General features: G+C 59.2%; 20 protein-coding genes. 9 read left to right on the plus strand and 11 right to left on the minus strand.

What is annotated here, in order from left to right; genetic code table 11:
- Nucleotides 1–30: 30 nt before the first annotated feature.
- The 3 genes from cutC to ABRZ26_RS14240 form a co-directional block, all read right to left on the minus strand.
- Nucleotides 31–780 carry a copper homeostasis protein CutC gene (gene cutC, locus ABRZ26_RS14230; protein ID WP_319604805.1) on the minus strand — a complete coding sequence of 250 codons (750 nt, stop codon included), beginning with the start codon at nucleotides 778–780 and terminating at the stop codon, nucleotides 31–33.
- Between the two features lie 129 nt (nucleotides 781–909).
- Entirely contained in the window at nucleotides 910–1,596 is a 687-nt protein-coding gene (locus ABRZ26_RS14235; RefSeq protein ID WP_319604957.1) for a response regulator, read from the minus strand.
- Nucleotides 1,586–3,220, minus strand: coding sequence for an ATP-binding protein (locus ABRZ26_RS14240; RefSeq protein ID WP_319604806.1), 1,635 nt, complete (start codon nucleotides 3,218–3,220; stop codon nucleotides 1,586–1,588). The genes ABRZ26_RS14235 and ABRZ26_RS14240 overlap by 11 nt, the downstream gene beginning before the upstream one ends.
- A 359-nt stretch (nucleotides 3,221–3,579) precedes the next feature.
- Between ABRZ26_RS14240 and ABRZ26_RS14245 the strand changes: the two genes are divergently transcribed.
- Genes ABRZ26_RS14245 through ABRZ26_RS14285 form a run of 9 tightly spaced genes read left to right on the plus strand, consistent with a single transcriptional unit; the run spans nucleotide 3,580 to nucleotide 11,696 of the window.
- A complete protein-coding gene (locus ABRZ26_RS14245; protein WP_319604807.1) occupies nucleotides 3,580–4,965 on the plus strand; it encodes a 2-hydroxycarboxylate transporter family protein in 1,386 nt (461 codons plus the stop codon).
- A gap of 37 nt (nucleotides 4,966–5,002) precedes the next feature.
- The gene (locus tag ABRZ26_RS14250) at nucleotides 5,003–5,872 is read left to right on the plus strand and encodes a fumarylacetoacetate hydrolase family protein (RefSeq protein ID WP_319604808.1); all 870 of its coding nucleotides are present in this window, start codon (nucleotides 5,003–5,005) and stop codon (nucleotides 5,870–5,872) included.
- A gap of 57 nt (nucleotides 5,873–5,929) precedes the next feature.
- Nucleotides 5,930–6,976 (plus strand): [citrate (pro-3S)-lyase] ligase, encoded by a 1,047-nt coding sequence (gene citC / locus ABRZ26_RS14255; protein WP_319604809.1) that lies wholly within the window; start codon nucleotides 5,930–5,932, stop codon nucleotides 6,974–6,976.
- Between the two features lie 41 nt (nucleotides 6,977–7,017).
- Nucleotides 7,018–7,308 (plus strand): citrate lyase acyl carrier protein, encoded by a 291-nt coding sequence (gene citD / locus ABRZ26_RS14260; RefSeq protein WP_319604810.1) that lies wholly within the window; start codon nucleotides 7,018–7,020, stop codon nucleotides 7,306–7,308.
- Nucleotides 7,305–8,186, plus strand: a complete 882-nt coding sequence (gene citE, locus ABRZ26_RS14265; RefSeq protein WP_319604811.1) for a citrate (pro-3S)-lyase subunit beta — start codon at nucleotides 7,305–7,307, stop codon at nucleotides 8,184–8,186. The genes citD and citE overlap by 4 nt, the downstream gene beginning before the upstream one ends.
- Nucleotides 8,187–8,212: 26 nt before the next feature.
- Complete coding sequence (citF, locus tag ABRZ26_RS14270; protein WP_319604812.1) at nucleotides 8,213–9,739, plus strand: citrate lyase subunit alpha; 1,527 nt, start codon at nucleotides 8,213–8,215, stop codon at nucleotides 9,737–9,739.
- Complete coding sequence (gene citX, locus ABRZ26_RS14275) at nucleotides 9,739–10,278, plus strand: citrate lyase holo-[acyl-carrier protein] synthase (RefSeq protein ID WP_319604813.1); 540 nt, start codon at nucleotides 9,739–9,741, stop codon at nucleotides 10,276–10,278. Before citF ends, citX begins: the two co-directional genes overlap by 1 nt.
- Nucleotides 10,256–11,122 carry a triphosphoribosyl-dephospho-CoA synthase CitG gene (gene citG / locus ABRZ26_RS14280; protein WP_319604814.1) on the plus strand — a complete coding sequence of 289 codons (867 nt, stop codon included), beginning with the start codon at nucleotides 10,256–10,258 and terminating at the stop codon, nucleotides 11,120–11,122. Before citX ends, citG begins: the two co-directional genes overlap by 23 nt.
- A 7-nt stretch (nucleotides 11,123–11,129) precedes the next feature.
- Entirely contained in the window at nucleotides 11,130–11,696 is a 567-nt protein-coding gene (locus tag ABRZ26_RS14285) for an RBBP9/YdeN family alpha/beta hydrolase (protein ID WP_319604815.1), read from the plus strand.
- Nucleotides 11,697–11,757: 61 nt separating this feature from the next.
- Here the strand turns inward: ABRZ26_RS14285 and ABRZ26_RS14290 are convergent, their stop codons facing one another.
- From ABRZ26_RS14290 to ABRZ26_RS14325, 8 genes are read right to left on the minus strand one after another with little or no spacing between them, the layout of a single operon-like run.
- Nucleotides 11,758–13,470 carry an AMP-binding protein gene (locus ABRZ26_RS14290; RefSeq protein ID WP_319604816.1) on the minus strand — a complete coding sequence of 571 codons (1,713 nt, stop codon included), beginning with the start codon at nucleotides 13,468–13,470 and terminating at the stop codon, nucleotides 11,758–11,760.
- Entirely contained in the window at nucleotides 13,451–14,740 is a 1,290-nt protein-coding gene (locus ABRZ26_RS14295; protein ID WP_319604817.1) for an MSMEG_0569 family flavin-dependent oxidoreductase, read from the minus strand. Before ABRZ26_RS14295 ends, ABRZ26_RS14290 begins: the two co-directional genes overlap by 20 nt.
- 17 nt (nucleotides 14,741–14,757) lie before the next feature.
- A complete protein-coding gene (locus ABRZ26_RS14300; protein ID WP_319604818.1) occupies nucleotides 14,758–15,048 on the minus strand; it encodes an MSMEG_0570 family nitrogen starvation response protein in 291 nt (96 codons plus the stop codon).
- Nucleotides 15,049–15,064: 16 nt separating this feature from the next.
- Nucleotides 15,065–16,027: a sll0787 family AIR synthase-like protein gene (locus ABRZ26_RS14305; RefSeq protein ID WP_319604819.1), complete on the minus strand. Its 963-nt coding sequence runs from the start codon at nucleotides 16,025–16,027 to the stop codon at nucleotides 15,065–15,067.
- A complete protein-coding gene (locus ABRZ26_RS14310) occupies nucleotides 16,027–16,587 on the minus strand; it encodes an MSMEG_0567/Sll0786 family nitrogen starvation N-acetyltransferase (protein ID WP_319604820.1) in 561 nt (186 codons plus the stop codon). Before ABRZ26_RS14310 ends, ABRZ26_RS14305 begins: the two co-directional genes overlap by 1 nt.
- 12 nt (nucleotides 16,588–16,599) lie before the next feature.
- Nucleotides 16,600–17,709 carry an MSMEG_0568 family radical SAM protein gene (locus ABRZ26_RS14315; RefSeq protein WP_413556264.1) on the minus strand — a complete coding sequence of 370 codons (1,110 nt, stop codon included), beginning with the start codon at nucleotides 17,707–17,709 and terminating at the stop codon, nucleotides 16,600–16,602.
- Complete coding sequence (locus ABRZ26_RS14320; RefSeq protein ID WP_319604822.1) at nucleotides 17,669–18,676, minus strand: Nit6803 family nitrilase; 1,008 nt, start codon at nucleotides 18,674–18,676, stop codon at nucleotides 17,669–17,671. The genes ABRZ26_RS14315 and ABRZ26_RS14320 overlap by 41 nt, the downstream gene beginning before the upstream one ends.
- Nucleotides 18,677–18,689: 13 nt before the next feature.
- The gene (locus ABRZ26_RS14325; RefSeq protein WP_048638200.1) at nucleotides 18,690–19,172 is read right to left on the minus strand and encodes an MSMEG_0572/Sll0783 family nitrogen starvation response protein; all 483 of its coding nucleotides are present in this window, start codon (nucleotides 19,170–19,172) and stop codon (nucleotides 18,690–18,692) included.
- Between the last annotated feature and the right edge of the window lie 750 nt (nucleotides 19,173–19,922).

Raw genomic sequence — 19,922 nt, forward strand, 5'->3', positions numbered from 1 at the left:
AAGGGCGATAATCCTTATGCCACCGGCAGTCTAACCGGCCTGAATGAAATTCCGCATGATCGCCTTCATTTCTCTCACCGCCGCTTCGCTTACCGTGTCGATAAGATATTCATCGTTGCTTGCATGACTCATGCACACGTCGGGATTGCGATATTGCATTGCCGAAGCTATCCGCATGCCGGCGGAAGAGTGCAGCTCATTCAGACCGATAGCCAGAAAAGCGGCGAGATTGGCGGTTCTGACGCCGCAACCCGCCATAATGACCGGGCCGCGGCTGGCGTGATGAAGTTTTTCCAGCAGTTCGAGTCCGCGTTGCGCCGTGGACTGCTGACCGGAAGTAAGGATTCGTTTTATACCCAGATCCTCCAGCGCCTTCAGCGCGTCAAAAGGAGAACGGCACATATCGAAAGCGCGATGAAACGTCACCTCCATGCCGTCGCACTGTTTCAGCAGCCGTTCCATACGGGGAACATCCACCGCGCCGCGTTCGTCGAGCACGCCGAACACCGCGCCTTTAAAGCCGGCCTGACGAATAAACGTCAGATCGCGCTCCATGACATCCATATCGGCATCGCGATAGCAAAAATCGCCGCCTCGCGGACGGACAATCGGAAACACGGGAATGGAAAGGCGCTCGCGCGCCAGACAAAGCGCGGCGTAGGACGGCGTCAGCCCCCCTTCCCTGGGGGCGCTGCACAGTTCAATTCTGTCGGCGCCGGCGCGTTCCGCCTTGAGGGCGCTCTCCAGGCCATAACAGCAGACTTCCAATATCTTAGGCATGTTCATAGGGTCTCGATTTTCCATCAGCCGGACTGTATCGCCAAATTCTAGCGTTTTACGCCTGCCGGCATCCAGATAACCATAGCATTTAACGTCGTTCCCACGCGACGGGGGGGATTCGCGGCGGCATTATACCCGCCGGTACATCCGGCGCGGATGGCCGATTTTGCCGTACAGCATTTCAACCCGCAATCTTCCGCTTTGCACGCCATGTTCCAGATAGCGTCGCACCGTGGTTTTACTGAGGCCGGTTTTATCGGCGATCTCATCCACCGAATAGCAGCGCGCGGCATCCTGCGCGAAAATCTCTTCTATCAGCAGCAGCGTGTTTTCCTCAATGCCTTTATTCCCGGCCTTCGGCATAAAGTCTTTCGACTGTAGCTGGTAAAGACTGTCGACGTTTTGCTGATCCACCACCTTCCAGGAACGTTGCGTCTGGTTGAACTGAATAAAACGCTCCAGCGAATGTTTCAGGCGCGTCCAGGATATCGGTTTGAGAATATAGTCAAAAGCGCCGCAGCGAATGGCCTGACTACAGGTATCCATATCGCTGGCGGCGGTGATAAAAATCACCGAGCAATTTATTTTTTTAATCAAATCGCTCTCCATCAGCGAAATCCCCTGTCCGTCCGGCAGGTAATTGTCCAGCAGCAGCAACTGCGGGCGCTTCGCCTGAATCAGTTCACGGGCTTCACGCAGGGTCGAGGCGCCGCCCACCAGCCGCAGCCAGGGATGATTGTCGATCAATTCCGCATATAACTGAGACAGTTGGCTTTCATCTTCCACTATCATTACGTCAATGAGTTCAGCTTGCATCATCACGTTCTTCCGGGTTATCGGACAGCGCGGCGTTGTCCGGGATAAAGACAGAAAACACCGCGCCCGAAGGCGGGTTGTCGGACACTTCGATCATTCCGCCGGCATGGCTGACGTAGCTGGCGACCAGATGCAAACCCAGCCCATGATCGCCTTGCGTTTTTGACGTCATACCCAGCGCGAAAATACGTTCCCGCTGTTCCGGCGCAATGCCGACGCCGTGATCGGCGACTTCAATCACCAGTTCTCCCACGCTGGAAACCAGATACACCTCCACCGGCGCAAGTTCGCCGCCCCGCAGCAGCGTAGCCTCTATCGCGTTATCCAGCAGATTGCCGATTATCGACATCAGTTCCGTTTCCGACAACGTCGCAGGCACATGCGTGAGCCGACAGGCCGGGTCGAACGCCAGCTCGACGCCCTTCTCCCGCGCCCTGGCGTATTTTCCCAGCAACAGGCCGCATATCCTCGGCGAACAGAAGCGCGCGGAGACGAAATCGAGCAGTTCCTGCGCGTGTTCCGATTGCGCCTCGATATAATGAATCGCCTCGTCGTAGCGGCCCATATGCAGCAAGCCCGCCAGCGTGGCGGTCCAGTTAAGCTGCTCATGACGCATGATCCGCAGGTTGTCGGCATAGCGTTGCACCTGACTGAGCCGGATGCTCAGTCGATCGATATCGCCGCAATCGCGAAAGGTGATCACCCAGCCCTGAAGCTGATCTTCCAGCATAATCCTCACCCGACTGGCAATCACCGTCAGGTGGTTAAACAGGCAGATTTCGTCGTGAATATCGCTTTCCAGCATCACCTGCGGCGTGAAAAAACTGACCGGCGCAATCACCTGCGTCAGCGGCTTGCCGCGTAACTCACGCGAAGGGGTATCCAACGCCAGCAGCGTTTTCGCCGCCTGATTAATCACCGCGATGCGGTAGCGATCGTCAATGGCGATCACCCCTTCATAAATGGACTCCATCAGCGCCTTTTGCTGACGCACCAACAGACCGATTTGCCGGGGTTCGAGAGAAAACATCTGTTTTTTAATCGAACGGGAAAAAAACCAGGAAAAGATAAAGAGCGCCGCCAGCAGCACAACCGCCATCAGCAGGATACGGATGACTTTATCGGCGGTCAGATTATTGATATGGCTGATGAGATAGCCCACGGAAACAATGCCGATCACCTGGCCGGCGGAATTACGGATCGGCGCTTTGCTGCGCAGCGACAACCCAATCCCGCCCAGCCGAATGGTGGTGGCGCTTTCGCCGGCCAGCACGGCCTCGTTGTCGCCGCCGACCAGCTTTTCGCCTATCCGGTCAGGATCAATCGAATGGAAAAGATGAATAGCGCGGTTATCGCCAATGACGATATAACTGGCGTCGCTGCGTGCGGCGATATTATTCATTAATTTCTTAATTGCCGGAATATCATTATATTCCACTGCCGTAACCAGTGAAGGAATAAGCGCGACTTCTTCAGCCTGAACCCTCGCCCGCATGCCGATGTCATCATATAACTGGCGTTCAATATCATAATAATAGTAAACGCCCAGAATTGAGAACAGCAATAAAAATAAAGCCATAAGATAAACAAACAATTTTATCTGGAAGGACGGTCGGAAAGGCATCAACGTATTCATTTATCCAAGCACAATATATCCACTTTAACATTTCTTTTTTTTACCGTAAGCGGTTGTGATGAAACTTGTGATCGTCTCCGCAGCATAACAACGGCCACAGCCGCCGTCATATCAGGCCGCTCATTTCGGGCAACAAAAAAATCACCGCGAATTAACAGTAATTATATATCTGCAAATAACACCATAAAAACCACGGATGATATATTTATCGAAAGTTAAATTAATTAAATAAAACCATAAAAACCATTTACTCCTTTAAAATACCATTTTTAATTTGCGTCACTTCACACAATACCGGTTGTTGACTCCCATACACTCCCAGCACAAATTGACAAGGGGGAAACATCATGAGTTTAACTGACGACGCTTATTCCGTTTCCGCAGATGCCATACCTGCGAAACAACCTCTGCAAAAGAAAACAAGCTCTGCGAAAGAAAAATGGTGGCACATTCTCGACACCTGGAAAATCGGCATTATTCCGCTGCCGTTATTTGTATTGGCCGGCGTGTTGATTGCCATCGACTGTCTGGGCGGTAAACTGCCAAGCGATATCGTGGTGATGGTGGCGACGCTGGCGTTTTTCGGCTTCGCCTGCGGCGAATTCGGCAAGCGCCTGCCGTTTGTCGGCAAAATGGGCGCCGCCGCCATCTGCGCGACCTTTATTCCTTCCGCGCTGGTGTATTACGGCCTGCTGCCCGACGCCGTGGTTGAATCAACCACCAAATTCTATAAAAACACCAATATCCTTTACCTTTATATCTGCTGCATCATCGTCGGCAGCATCATGAGCATGGATCGTAAAACGCTGATCCAGGGCTTTATGCGCATTTTCTTCCCGATGCTGTGCGGCGAACTGGTCGGCATGGTGGTGGGCATGGGCGTCGGCCTGGCTCTGGGCATGGACCCCTTCCAGATCTTCTTCTTTCTGATCCTGCCGATTATGGCCGGCGGCGTGGGCGAAGGCGCCATCCCGCTGTCTATCGGTTACGCCGCCCTGCTGCATATGGATCAGGGCGTGGCGCTGGGCCGCATTCTGCCGATCGTGATGCTGGGCAGCCTGACCGCGATCGTTATCTCCGGCACGCTGAACCAGCTCGGCAAACGTTATCCGCATCTGACCGGCGAAGGCCGACTGATGCCGGCCGACCACGCGGAGGAGCAAAAACCCCATGCGCAGAGTAACGCGTTCAGCGGCAAGACCGATGTCACCACCATGGCTTCCGGCGCGCTGCTGGCGGTACTGCTGTATATGGTCGGCATGCTGCTGCACAAACTCATCGGTCTGCCTGCCCCGGTCGGTATGCTGTTCGCCGCCGTCCTGTTGAAGCTGGCGCACGGCGTGTCCCCGCGCATCCTCGAAGGTTCGCAGGTGGTGTACAAATTCTTCCAGACTTCCGTGACCTACCCGATTCTGTTCGCCGTCGGCGTGGCGATTACCCCGTGGCAGGAACTGGTGAACGCCTTTACCCTGTCGAACCTGCTGGTGATCGTCAGCACCGTGTGCGCGCTGGTGGCGACCGGCTTCTTCGTCGGCAAAAAGATCGGCATGCATCCGATTGACGTCGCCATCGTCTCCTGCTGCCAGAGCGGCCAGGGCGGCACCGGCGACGTCGCTATCCTGACGGCCGGCAACCGCATGATGCTGATGCCTTTCGCCCAGATCGCCACGCGTATCGGCGGCGCGATTAACGTGTCGGTTTCCTTGCTGATACTTGGCAACTTCCTCGTTTGATGTCGTTATTAATGCTATTCTAGCTCAGGACTTTTTTATGAAATTGGCAAGTTATCTTCACCAAGGACGCAAATCCTACGGGATTGCAGCAGAGGACGGCATGATCGATTTGGGACGCCACCTCGGGGACTCGTTCCCGGACCTGAAAGCCTTGCTGGCGGGAAACGCTCTCGCCCAGGCGCAAGAATTGTCGCATCTGCCAGCGGATTTGGCCTTCAATACGCTGACCTTCCTGCCGGTGATCGAACATCCGGAGAAAATTCTCTGCGTGGGAATGAACTACGCCGAGAAACGCAAAGAGTTCGACCAACACAACCCGGCGCCTACGCTATTTGTCCGCTTTGCCGATTCGCAAACCGGTCACGCCTCGCCCATCATCAAACCCAGCCATTCCGTCGAGTTTGACTATGAAGGCGAACTGGCCGTGATCATCGGCCGGGCGGGCGAAAATATTGCCCGCGACCAGGCCCTGTCCCATGTCGCCGGATATAGCTGCTATATGGACGGCTCCGCCCGTGACTGGCAGCACACCTGGTTCACCGCCGGTAAAAACTGGCGGCAGACCGGCGCCTTCGGCCCCTGGATGACCACCTCCGACGAAATTCCCGATCCCAATACGCTGGCGATCCGCACCTGGCTCAACGGGCGCAAGGTGCAGGATGATAATACCCGCAGCATGATCCACAACGTCGCGGAGCTCATCGAATATATCAGTACGTTTACCGCCCTCGGCGCCGGCGATGTGATCATCACCGGCTCGCCGGGCGGCGTCGGCAAAAAGCGAGTGCCGCCGCTATTTATGCAGCCGGGCGATCGCATTGAAGTGGAAATCGAAAAAATCGGCCATCTCAGCAATGTGATTGTCGCGGCGGGCAGTCAGGTCGGCCATGCCGCTGCCGTACATTAAATATCGCAGGGCGGTTCGCCGCCCGGTTATTCACCATCAGGACATCAGGAACGGTATATGTTCAACCATGACTCTCTCGACTTTCGCGTCATCTCGGTCAGTCAGCCGCCCAACGGCATGCTGGAGAAGATCCGCGAGCTGTTGCAGCAAAACCAATTGGGCATGGACGACGATATCGAGCTGTTCGTGGCGGCCTGCGCCGGCAACCGGCTGGCGGGATGCGCCGGACTGGTGAGCAATACCATCAAATGCGTGGCGGTGGCGGAAAACTGGCGCGGCGCCAACCTGAGCGCCCGTCTGCTGAGCGAAGTGGAGAATCTGGCGGTGAGCCGCGGGCATTTTCATCTGTTTCTGTATACCCGCCCCGCCAACCGCGAGCGTTTCCTCGGCTGCGGGTTCTATCCGCTGGCGCAGTGGGATAACGTCGCGGTGCTGATGGAAAACACCCCGGTCGGCATCCGCAACTACTGCCGTTCCCTGCATAGCCATTATCATAGCGGCCAGCGTATCGGCGCCGTGGTCATGAACGCCAATCCGTTTACCCTCGGCCATCGTTATCTGGCCGAGCAGGCCGCCGCCACCTGCGACTGGCTGCACCTGTTTGTGGTCAGCGAGGACGTCTCCTATTTTCCGTTTCAGGAACGTCTGGAGATGGTGCGGCAGGGCGTCGCCGACCTGCCGAATGTGACCGTCCATGCCGGTTCGGAGTATATGATCTCCCGCGCCACCTTCCCCGGTTACTTTCTCAAAGACGCCGGTCAGGTGAATCAGGCCTGGAGCGTGATGGATCTGCTGATTTTCCGCCAGTACATCGCGCCGGCGCTGGGCATCACCCACCGCTTTGTCGGCAGCGAACCGTTCTGTCCGGTCACCCATCAATATAACTGCGATATGCACGACTGGCTGGAAAACCCGGCGCGCTCGCCGGCGCCGCCGCTGAGCGTCATCGAGATCCCGAGAAAACGTCATGCCGGCGGTAAGGCGATTTCCGCATCGGAAGTGCGCGCGCTGCTGAAGGCGCAACAGTTGGCGCCCATTCGCGACATCGTACCGGCCAGCACATTCGCCCATCTGCAACGGCACTATCATGTGGATGTGGCCTAACGCATTATTGATTAAACTTTTTAAAATCAGGAAACAACCCAATGAAAATTGTGAAGGAGGCGCTGGCAGGCACGGTTGAGTCCAGCGATTTGCTGGTGAAAATCGCCCCGGCCAGCGAGCTGAGCGTGGAGATCAACAGTGAAGTCATTAAACAGTTCGGCGACCAAATCCGTCGGGTGGTAAACGAAACGCTGGAAGCGCTCGGCGTGACCGAAGGGCTGTTGATCATCGACGACAAAGGCGCGCTGGATTGCGTGATCCGCGCCCGCGTGCAAAGCGCGGTATTGCGCGCCGCGCAGGCAGAAGAGATTGAGTGGGAGAAATTACGATGAAAAAACTTCGCCGCAGTATGCTGTTTCTCCCCGGCTCCAGCGCAGCCATGCTGTCCACCGCCTTCATTTACCGGCCGGACTCGATCATGTTCGATCTGGAAGACGCGGTCTCCCTGCGTGAAAAAGACACGGCGCGCATTCTGGTCTTCCATGCCTTGCAACATCCGATGTACCGCAATAGCGGTATCGAAACCGTGGTTCGCATCAATCAGTTAAGTACGCCGTTCGGCCTGAAAGATCTGGAAGCGGTGGTTCGCGCCGGGGTGGACGTGGTTCGCCTGCCGAAAACCGATACCCCGGAAGATATCTTCGAGCTGGAAGCCCACATCGAGCGCATCGAAAAGGCGTGCGGCCGCGAAGTCGGCTCCACTAAGGTGATGGCGGCGATTGAATCGGCGATTGGGGTGATTAACGCCGTCGCCATCGCCCGCTGTTCGCCGCGATTGATCGGTATTGCGCTGGCGGCCTTCGACTACGTGATGGATATGCAGACCGAACGCGGAGACGGCACCGAGCTGTTTTACGCCCGCTGCGCGGTGCTGCACGCCGCGCGCGCCGCCGGTATCGATGCCTTCGACGTGGTCTATTCCGACATTAATGATGAGGCCGGTTTCCTGCGGGAAGTCGAGCTGATCCGCAAAATGGGGTTCAACGGCAAATCATTGATTAACCCTCGTCAGATAGAACTGCTGCATAACGCCTACGCGCCGACGCAGGAAGAAGTCGACTACGCCCACCGGGTGATCGCCGCCGCCGAAGAAGGCGAGCGCAATGGTCTGGGCGTCATTTCCCTTAACGGCAAGATGATCGACGGCCCGATCATCAACCATGCGCAAGTGGTACTGGAGCGCGCCAGCGCTTCCGGCGTTCGCAAGTAACATGCTGACTAAACAGGATTATTTCAATGAGTCATTTAACTGAAACATTGCATAAGCAATACCGCCATTTGCAACATCTGACGCCGTTCGACCATGCTCACAGCGCTACGCCTTACCTGTCCGATCCGCAAGCCAAGCTGCACCGCAAACTGTGCGACTCCCTGGAGCACGCCATCGAACGCAGCGGCCTGAAAGACGGCATGACCATTTCGTTCCACCATGCGTTTCGCGAAGGCGACCAGGTGATCAATCGGGTGGTCGATACGCTGGCGCGTCTGGGATTCAAAAACCTGACGCTGGCCTCCAGTTCCCTGATGTCTTGCAACGACGCGCTGATCGGCCCGATCCGCGACGGCGTCATCAGCCGCATCTATACCTCCGGGATGCGCGGCAAGCTGGCCGACGAAATCTCTCACGGCCTGATGGAAGAACCGGTACAGATCCACTCGCACGGCGGACGCGTCAAACTCTTGCAGGATGGCGAGTTGTCTATCGACGTCGCTTTCCTGGGCGTGCCGAGCAGCGACGAATACGGCAACGCCAACGGCACCCACGGCAAATCCTGCTGCGGCTCGCTCGGCTATGCGATGGTCGATGCCCACTATGCCCGTACCGTGATCGTGCTGACCGAAGAGCTGGCGCCCTTCCCGAATATGCCCGCCAGCCTGATTCAGGATCAGGTGGATTACGTCGTGAAGGTCGATCAGGTCGGCAACCCGGCCAAAATCAGCGTCGGCGCGGCGCGCGTCACCAGTAATCCGCGCGAACTGATGATCGCCCGCACCGCCGCGGAAGTGATCGAACATTCCGGCTACTTCCGCAACGGTTTTTCCATGCAAACCGGTTCCGGCGCGGCGGCGACCGCCTGCACCCGTTTTATGGAAGAAAAGATGGAGCGCAATCAGATCACCGCCAGCTTCGCGCTGGGCGGCATCACCGGCAGTCTGGTTGATTTACATGAGAAAGGGTTGATCGAAAAGCTGCTGGATACCCAGTGCTTCGACGGTCAGGCCGCCGCCTCGCTCGGCCGCAATCCTAATCACGTGGAGATCTCCACCAACGTCTACGCCAATCCCGGCGCGAAAGCCGCCTGCTGCGACCGGCTGGATATCGTTATTCTCAGCGCGCTGGAAATCGACACCGATTTCAACGTCAACGTGATAACCGGTTCAGACGGCGTCATGCGCGGCGCGTCCGGCGGCCACTGCGACGTCGCCAGCGCCGCCAATCTGACCATCGTGGTGGCGCCGCTGCTGCGCAGCCGCATTCCGACGGTCGTGCGCCGGGTCACCACCCGCGTCACGCCGGGCGAAAGCATCGACGTACTGGTCACCGACCACGGCATTGCGGTCAACCCGGCCCGTCCGGAAATTCGTCAGCGCCTGCTGGAGGCCGGTCTGAAAGTCATGGACATTGAAGACCTCTACCAGCGCGCGATCTCCCTGACCGGCGAACCGAAACCTATCGAGTTTACCTCGCGCATCGTCGGCGTGATCCGCTATCGCGACGGCAGCGTGATCGATGTGGTTCATCAGGTAAAAGAGGACGCATAATGACCATGATGACGCCTGCCGGAGCAGGCGTCAGTCTGGAGGCATTGCTGGCGGCGAAGGAACGGCGCGCGCAGCGGCAATCCGCCTGGCTGACACAATTTTCGCAACCGCTGATCTCGCTCACGCTGGTCACGCCGGGGCCGATAAAGGACAGTCCGCGCTATCATCTGGTGATGGATGAAGCCCTGCGATGCGCCGAAGCGATGCTGCGACGGCATGACTGGCCGGTATTGCGGCGGCAAACGTTCTGGCTGCCTACCGGCGCTGAAGCGTTCTGGTGCGTTCAGCATTCGGCGCCGGAAATCAAAGCGGCGGCCATCGAGCTGGAACAGTCCCATCCGCTGGGGCGTCTGTGGGACGTCGATGTCATTTGCCCGCAGGCCGGCGTGATTGGCCGCCATTCTCTGGACCATGGCCGGCGCCGCTGTCTGATTTGCGATGGCCCCGCGCATGCCTGCGCCCGTTCGCGTCGGCACCCGCTGCCCGACGTTATCGCCAATGTGGAGGCGCTGATCGATGGCTGGACTGGCACTCACTGACGCGCTGGCGCAGACCGACTTCGCCGCGCTGGCGGAAGCCGCCTTACGGGAAGAAGTCTGGTTGACGCCGAAACCGGGTCTGGTCGATAGCGTCAACAACGGCGCGCACGACGATATGGATCTGCCGCTGTTTTTACGCAGCATCGAGGCGATAACGCCGTGGCTGCGCCAGTTCGTGCAGCTTGGCCGGCGTGACGCCGCTTACCCCGCCAGCGCCATGCTGATGCGCATTCGCCCCGCCGGTCTGGCCTGCGAACAGGCCATGTTCACCGCCACCGCCGGGGTGAACACCCATAAAGGCGGCATTTTTTCCTTCGGCTTATTGTGCGTCGCCGCCGGTCGTCTCGCCGGACGGCAACGGCCATTAACCGCCGGCGCGCTGTGCGCCGAAGTCGCGGCGATGTGCCACGGACTGGTGGAACGGGAATTACAGCGCTGCCGACGCGCTTCCACCGCGGGCGAACGGCTGTTTCAGGCGCACGGACTGACCGGCGCGCGCGGCGAAGCCCAAAGCGGTTTTCTGACGCTGCGCCGCCATGTCTTGCCCCACTGGTTTAAACAGGCCGACCCGGAACGCCGCAAACTGGAAGCCCTGTTGCGTTTAATGGCTTATAATCCCGATACTAACCTGGTGTCTCGCGGCGGACTCGGCGGCCTGCATTATGTTCAGCGCTACGCCCGCCGACTGCTGGAAAAAGATTGGCGAAAAGAGGATTTACAGGAAATGGATCAGGCACTGACTTCCCGTCATCTCAGCCCCGGCGGCAGCGCGGATTTGCTGGCCGTCGCCACGGTACTGACCGCATTCCCGCTCAGCCCGATGCGCCCGCAACCTGAAAGATGACGGAGATATGAATATCGAGCAATGCTGGGCCGACCTTGCAAACCAGCTCGACGTTGTGCTGGTGCCGGGGCTGCGCGACAGCGAAGAAGACCACTGGCAAAGCCACTGGCACCGACGACTCCCTCACTGGCTGCGCATCAAACAGCGCGACTGGGCGCAGCCTGACCTTGAAGGCTGGATCGCGGCCATCCAGCGGGAACAGCAAAACGCGCAGCTGCCGCTGCTGCTGGTCGGCCACAGTTTCGGCGCGCTGGCCAGTCTGGTCTGGGCCAATCGTCACCCGCAACGCGTCGCGGGCGTGATCCTGGTCGCCCCCGCCGAGCCGCTGCGCTTCGAACTAGACGACATCGTGCTGCCGCAGCCGTTAGCCGTACCGGGCCTGCTGGTCGCCAGCCATACCGACCCTTTATTGACGTTCGATCGCGCGCAATATTGGGCGCGGAACTGGGCGTGCGAGCTGGTCGATATCGGCGAAGCCGGACATATCAATGTGGAATCGGGGTTCGGCGAATGGCCGTGGGGGCTGGAGCGATTAACCGAGTTTGCGCAAACGCTGGTCGATGAAGCGCCTTGACGGCTAAAAAACCTCGGCGTTGATTGCCGAGGGCGCCGACGTCGTGAAATGGCGTACCCGCTTAAACCGCCAATTGTTTTCTTATCACCTTACCGGAAAAGGTGCGCGGCAACTCGACGACAAAATAAATATGCCGGGGTAAGGCATGCCGACCGCAATCGTTAATCACCCGCCGTCGAATTTCCTGCTGCAATGCTCGCCGTTGGGCGCGCGTCCTGTACGGCGTGACGACATACAAACCGACCATTTGGCCCAGCAGACTGTGAGCCATCCCTACCGCCGCCGCTTCCGATACGCCGTCAATGACCATTATCGTCCGTTCAATCTCGACGGTTGACAGGCGTTTGCCGCCCACATTGATCACATCGTCCATTCTTCCCAACACGCAAATCGCCCCCTGGGGATTGCGAACCGCGCGATCGTGCGTGAAATAGAGCCAGCGATCGCCCTCTTGCCGCCAGTAGCGCTGGTCGTGTTCAACGTCATCCCGCCACACCGTTTGCATGCCGCCCGGCCCGAGGGTGTCGCGAATGACCAGCATGCCGGGAACATTATCGGCGCAGGGCGCGCCGCTGATATCGTCAAGCACCGTCACATCGCGCGGCAAGACCGGGCGGAGTTCGCCCGCGGCGCCGGCGAGGATCGGCCAGCCGGACTCCGTCTGCCAGTAGTGATCTTCCGCCTGAATACCGGTGAAATCGCTGACCCACTGGCGCGTCGGCGCATCCAGCGGTTCGCCGGCCAGATAGATGGCGCGCAAACTGCGAATATCGGCAGCCGTTTTCCGCTGCCGGCGGGCAAGGCGCATCGCGCCGGGAATGGTCAGCATCCGGGTAATTCCCAGTTGTTCGACCAGGCGCCACCAGCGCGCGCCGGGCTTGTTCAACCGGCTGGCCTCAACCAGTACCGTCGTAATGCCCGCCAGCAACGGCGCATAAATCCCGTAGCTGTGGCCGGTCACCCAGCCCACGTCGGCGCTGGTGAAAAATATCTCGTCATCGTCCAGATGAAAGATATGTTGCAATGACGCCAGCAGCGCCACGGCATAACCGCCGGTGTCGCGCACAATGCCCTTGGGCAAACCGGTGGTACCCGACGTATAAAGCAGATGAGACGGCGTTTCCGACGGCAGCCAGCAGCAAGGCAGCGGTTTTCCCCGCCGGCGCGCATAATCCTGCTGAAAACCGGCCGAACTGACGTCAATCACTGAACAGTGATGACCGCTGCGGCGCAGCGCTTGCATCAGTTGCTCATCGGTATGCCGATCGCGCGGCGCGCCGTATTTGACGATTGCCTTAGGCCGGCTGGCCTGAATGCGCTGGGCCAGGGGTTCGCTGGTCAGACCGGAATAAACCACCACATGCAGCGCGCCAAGACGACAACAGGCCAGCATCGCAATCGCCGCCAGCGGGATCATCGGCAGACAGATGAATACCCGATCGCCGACGCCGATGCCTTGTCGATGCAGGATCCACGCCATCGCCAGCACCTCCTGATGCAACTGCCGATAGGTATATTTCGCGACCTTGCCGGCATAATCACAATGGATAAGCGCCGTTTTGTCCGCCTTTTCCGCCAGGTGACGATCCAGCGCGTTATGGCACAGATTAGTTTTTCCGCCGATAAACCAGCGGCTGCGCGGGCCGTTGTCCACGCGCTCAACCACCCGTTGAAACGGCGTATGCCAGTCAAGCAGCTCGGCCTGAGCGCGCCAGAAGGCTTCGCCTAACCGATCCGACGCCAGCTCGTGATTTTTATCGTAAGACATAGTCATGGTTCACCGCCTTTGCCTGCGGCGTTGCGCCGTCGCCACGCCCGGCGATACGCTCGGCCAGAGCCGCGGCAATATAGGCCGCATCCTCGCCCACGCCTTCGAAACGCCCCGATCCCCAGGTTCGCAGCCACGGCAGTCCGAGGAAGTAAAGCCCCGGCACGATTGAACAACCGCGCTGATGAAGCGGATAACCGCGGGCATCAAAGGCGGGCGCCGCGATCCAACTGAAATCGGTCTCGAACCCGACCGCCCAGATGATGGCGGCGATCTTCGATCTGTTCAGATCGATTGCCGTCGGTGGATTCTCCGGCCGCCACAGCGGTTGGTAGCGCGGCTCGACAGGCGCGACGATGTCCTGCTGCGCGATCCACTCATCAATACTGTCTTTGATTTTCTGCGATGCGGCGTCGGCGCCATCAAGATTGCGGGCCAGATCGTCGGCGGTGATCAGCCTGCCGTCACGGTAATCCACCAGCCGGCCGTAAAGTTGCATCCCCTGTAGCGCAAAGGCGCGCAGATCGATATCCCGCCCGCCGTCGCGCCCGGTGACATAATGGTTGGTCTTACGCCGGGCTTCCTCCCCCAGCGGATGATCGTCAACCGTCAGTTTGTAGTGTCCCATCTCCTCCAGCCAGGCGACCACATCGCGTCCGCGATAAAAACGCGCCACGCGCGGCGCGCTGCCGACGCAGAGATGCACCTTGCGTTCGTCGAGGTGTAAATCCTCGGCAATTTGCGCGCCGGACTGTCCGGAACCAATCACCAGCACCTCGCCTGGCGGCAACTGCCGCGCAGACTTGTAATCCGCCGAATGCACCTGGACGATATGCCGCGGCAAGCGCGCCGAAATCGCCGGAAAACGCGGGCGATGATAGTTGCCGACCGCCACCACCACCTGTCCGGCGTGGTAATCGCCGTCGCTGGTGGCAAGCAAATACCCTTCCCCGCGCTGACTGACGCGGCTGACATTGACCCCCTCGCGCAGCGGCGCATGGAAACTGTCCGCATAGCGCTGGATATAGTCAATAATCTGATCTTTCAGCATAAAACCGTCGGGGTCGTCGCCGTCATACGGAAAGCCGGGCAGCCTGCACTGCCAGTTGGGCGTCACCAGACAAAAGTTATCCCAGCGCTGCTCGCGCCACGCCCAGGCCAGCCGGTGCCGCTCAAGAATGACGTGCTCGATGCGGCGCTGCGTCAGATAATAGCTGATGGCCAGGCCCGCCTGACCGCCGCCGATAATCACCACCGGAAATTCGTTACGTTGCATGCTGCGCTCCACCTGATTTATTGGCCGATAACGGTAATTTCTTCCACCACCACCGGATCGGCGGCGGCAAACTGCCGGGCTTTTTGTTCAATGGCGTGAGACTGATCCAGCGCGCTGGAACAGGCGTAGCCGTATCTGGCCGCCACCCGGTCGCTGGCCTCGGACAGGGCGGTCTGCGCGGTGCGTACAAACGTCTCGATCGTATAGGGATAATTGACGATGAGGTGCTTTTCGATCGCCGTGGAAGGGGAATAGCACTTCTCTTTGCTGCCGTCCGGCCAGCGCACGACAAAATTCATTGCAGGCATGTTTACCTCCAGAACGTTACCGGCCCATGCCGGTTAATAACGTGGCGTTTAAATCCCAGAAACATTCGGACTCGCCGCCGCGGAACACGGTGAGGCGTTGCGAATCATCAAACCGGCCCGCCGCCGCCGCATCAATCCCTGCGGCGCCGAAGCGGGCTATGACAGCGTCAACTTGCCGCGACTCAACGGCCAGCAGAAAACCGAAGCTGGGGAAGGCGCACAACCAGGATCGCCAGTCGCACTCATCGGGTTTGGGGATCGCATCGAGATCGAGACTGGCGCCCAAGCGCGCGCTTTCCATCATCATCACCAGCGTCCCCAGCAGACCGGCCTGGCTGATATCTTTTGCCGCCGTCACCTGCTGCGTTTCCGCCAGTTCCGGCAGGATGGCCAGCGCCTGACGCAACGCCGCGGGGTCGGCGCCGGTCGCCGCATCCCAATTTAAACCGGGGGGATGCCAGCGCCCCTGCAAATTGATGGCGACCACCAGCGTTAATCCGCTTTTTACCGCGAAACTGCTCAGCACCCGTCGGGCCTGACCGAGCACCGCCACCGCCAACTGCGATTGATTGCTGCGCAGATTGCTGTGTCCGCCGACAATCGGCACCTGATACGCCCTGGACGCCGCCGCCATCCCTTGTAAGATCAATTCCGCCTGCTCGTCCTGCGCGCTCCACAGCGCATTGACGATAGCCTGCGGGCGTCCGCCCATCGCGGCGATATCGCTGAGATTGACCATCACGCCGCACCAGCCGGCAAACCACGGCGCCTGTTCGACAAATTCATTGATAAACCCTTCCATCGCCAGCAGGCTAAAGCGCCCGTCGGCGTCGATCACCGCGCAGTCATCGCCGTTCGGGCGATCGTGCCGCGGCCAGGACTCGCGCAGCGCGTCGGCGACCCGCTGAATATCGCGTTTATGGGCGATCCCGCCGGACTGCCGCACCGCCTCAAGCAGTTCATGCAACGCAAGGTTCATCAGGCCACCCTCATCATCAACGGCGCCAGCTCCGCCGGTACGCGCGGCAAGCGGCCGCCGAGCACCATGCCGCTGAACGGATCGTGACACGGCGGGTAATAAGCCAGATCCGCCTGCATAAAGGCATGCGGAATACCGCGCAGCATCACCGTCTCCAGCGTTCGCCAGCGCATTCGTCTGAATAAGGGTTCGTTCTGCTGCTGCACATGGGCGTAAAACGCCTGACAGCCCAGCGCATGCGCGCTGCTGACCGCCAGCCGGATCAACATCGGGCCGAGCTGCCCCTGACGGCGAAAGCGGTCGTCTACCGCCAGCCGGGAACCGAACCAGATGCCGGGCCTCGGTTGATGAATACGCACCGTTCCCACCACCTCTTCATGCCAACCCGCCAGCGTACCCAGCGCCACCAGCAATTTGGCCTGCGCGTCGATCTCGTCGAGATCGTGCCGTTCGAACAATCCCTGCTCCTGACAGAACACGCGCTGGCGCAGCGCGTAAGCCTGACGGCGCTCCCAGGGCAGGGTGACCCATTTGATGGTATATTCGGGGTAACCGGACATCCTGTACCTCCTTCAGGCGCTGGCCTGTTCATAACTGGACAACGACGAACACGCGCCGCAGCGGCCGCAACCGGCCTTGATATCCGCCGAACGCAGTTGCCCGGCGCGCAACATGCGGCCGAGCGGCTCCAGAATCGATGCCATAAACGCGCTGTCGGGCGCCGGGTGATGTTCCAGCGGGGTGCCGCCGATCGGCACGAACGGCACCACGAACGGATAGACGCCCAGCGCAATCAGCTTTTCAGCGATCGCCAGAATCGCAGCGGGCGTATCCCCCATGCCCGCCAGAATATAGGTGCTGACCTGACCGCGTCCGAACACCGCCACCGCCTGTTCGAAGGCAACCAGATACTGTTCGATCGTGACCTGCGCTTTACCGGGCATGATTCGGGCGCGCACTTCGGGCGTTACCGCCTCCAGATGCATGCCGAGCGCATCGATGCCCGCCTCTTTCATACGGGTAAACCAGCGCGGATCGCCCGGCGGTTCGCACTGCCCTTGCAGCGGCAGATCGACGGCGGCCTTGATCGCCCGCGCGCTTTCCACCAGAATGCGCGCCCCGCGATCGCTGCCGGACGGCGTGCCGGTGGTCATCACCATATGTTTTACGCCATCCAGCTCCACCGCGGCTTTCGCCACTTCGGCCAGTTGCTGCGGCGTCTTGCGGGCGATGGTGCGCCCGGCCGCCAGCGACTGGCCGATAGCGCAGAACTGGCAGGCTTTACGCCGGTTTTCATAACGGATGCAGGTTTGCAGCACCGTGGTCGCCAGCACGTCGGTGCCGTGCAGGGTGGCGATATGGGAATAGGGCACGCCGTCCTGCGTCTGCAAATCGTAAAATTTCGGCTTGCGGGCAAAGGTAATATCCCGCACCGGAATGCTGTTTTTCAGTAACGTGGTTTTCCCCTGGCCGGCATGCTTAACCTGCCACGCCGAATCCCGCGCCGAACGGGTGTAGATCGGCACCATAACCGTGACCCCGTCGATGGTCACCGCCTGATGATCGGACGGGCCGGCCCCGCCGTGACGGTTGACATGCTGCGTCGACGGGTTCACCACGTTGACGCCCTGCGTCAACAGTTCAGTGATCAGTTGTTGTCTGGACAGGCTGGAGGTCGTCATCATTATCTCCTTCATGTTCACGAGCGGAATCGAGGTAGCCGGGCGTCGCGTAACGCGCCGGGCGATCGTCGAAACGCAGACTCAGCAGTTCCGGCCGGGCGTAATGCCCTACCGAATCCATCATGCGTTTGCGCTTGGCGATGAGATGCATATCCAGATCGGCGATCAATATGCCCTCGCCTTCGGTCAGCGGCGCAACCAGATGCCGCCCTTCGGGGGAGATGATGGCGGTGTTGCAACCGCCGCGCAGGCCTTGCTGCAAGTCGGGGTCGGGCGTGAGTTCCTCAATCTGCGCATCGCTGAGCCAGCCGGTGGCGTTAATCACGAAGCAGCCGGCTTCCAGCGCATGATGGCGAATGGTGACGTCCATCTGCTCGGCGAAAATCGGCCCGACCAGCGAACCGGGAAACTGGCTACAGTGAATTGCTTCGTGCTGCGTCATCAGGCTGTAACGCGCCAGCGGGTTGTAGTGCTCCCAGCAGGCCAGCGCTCCGACGCGCCCGACGACGGTGTCGACCACTTTCAGCCCGGAACCGTCGCCCTGCCCCCAGATCATGCGTTCATGGTAAGTCGGGGTGATTTTGCGCCGCTTCAGCGCCAGCTTGCCGCTGGCGTCGAAAATCAGCTGCGTGTTGTACAGCGTGCCGCCGTCCCGCTCGTTGACGCCCAGCACCACCACTATCTCGCGCTGCCGGGCGCGCTCCGCCACGGCCTGCGTGATCGGGCCGGGTACCTGCACCGACTCGTAATACAGCCGCAGGTGGGCGGCGCCCGCTTTCATCGCCGGGGTGATGAAAGAGAAATAGGGATAATAGGGTACGAAGGTTTCCGGAAAAACCACAATCTCCGCCCCTTTGGCCGCTGCCTGATCGATGGCGTCCAGAACCCGGGCCAGCGTTTTGCCGGCCTCGTGGAGATCTGGCGCGATCTGAACCGCAGCCGCACGTACCGTACGTGACTGAGTCATCTCGCGCCTCCGCTTACATCGTCCAGGTATCGATAATCAGCGCGTTGTCGCGCGTATGCAGCAGTTTAAGATCCAGCACGTCCAGCGGATTGATCGGCCGTATCCCTTCTATCAGCGAGGGTTCGCCGTGACCGTATAGCGCCTGTAGCGCGAAGCGGCAGGCGTACACCTTGCCGCCTTCCGCCATAAACTTGGTCAGCTGATTGTTGTAATTCTGGTGACCGGGAAACGCTTCCGCGCCCAGCGTCGGAAAACCGCGCTGCACGCCAAGCGTCACGCCCGGGCCATAGAGCAATATCGAGGTTTCAAAGCCTTTGCGTTGTAAACGCGTGGCCTGCAACATATTGACGAAGCCGATCGAGCCTTCAAACGCGACGGTGTGAAATGTCACCAGGGCTTTCTGTCCCGGCTCAGCCTTCACGTCTTCAAACACCTTCTCTTCGTAGTCGACCAGAAAATCACCGGTTTTATGGGCAGGTAAAGTCACTGTTGGCATGGTGTGCTCCGCATTGTCTCTGTTATGGGTGGGGAAACCGGCGGCTTCCCGTTGCGATGTATCCCGCAGATAGCGCGACGCCATAACCAGAGCAAAGCCTGTGCCAGCACAAAAATCGGCGATGCAATCATTGCTAAATCATTCGCTCAAAATCTCGGCAAAAAAATTTACTTTCAACCATTACAATTCACAAAACAGATACAAAACGCGAACAAATAACCCGATACACGCACCATTCTGATGCTTTAATGCACTATAAATGCACACATAAAAAATCAATATGCAATCAATGATGCAATCATTAATTCAATGATTGATCGCCGCTGGTTTTTCAGCCTAAAGTGGCGTCAGTCGGTTTGTCTGCCGATGGCGGTTTACGGTTTCAGCGGGCGATCCCCGCCTACTGCCGCGGGGATGACGTGGTAATAGCGAGGATAACGAGGTAGTGCCGGAGATAACGAGAGCGTAGATACCGATGGCGAGAGTACAGATCATCGCCTGCTCCCCGCCGTCATTCTCGCAGTTTTCTCCGCCGTCATTCTCGCGTAGGCGGGAATCTGCCGATGGCGATTTATGGTTTCAGCGGGCGATCCCCGCCTACTGCCGCGGGGATGACGAGGTAATGGCGGAGATAACGAGGTATTTTCCCCGCCGTCATTCTCGCGTAGGCGGGAATCTGCCGATGGCGGTTTGCGGTTTCAGCGGGCGATCCCCGCCTACTGCCGCGGGGATGACGAGGTAATGGCGAGG

Source organism: Brenneria sp. L4-2C (assembly GCF_040240335.1).
Classification (GTDB): Bacteria; Pseudomonadota; Gammaproteobacteria; order Enterobacterales; family Enterobacteriaceae; genus Brenneria.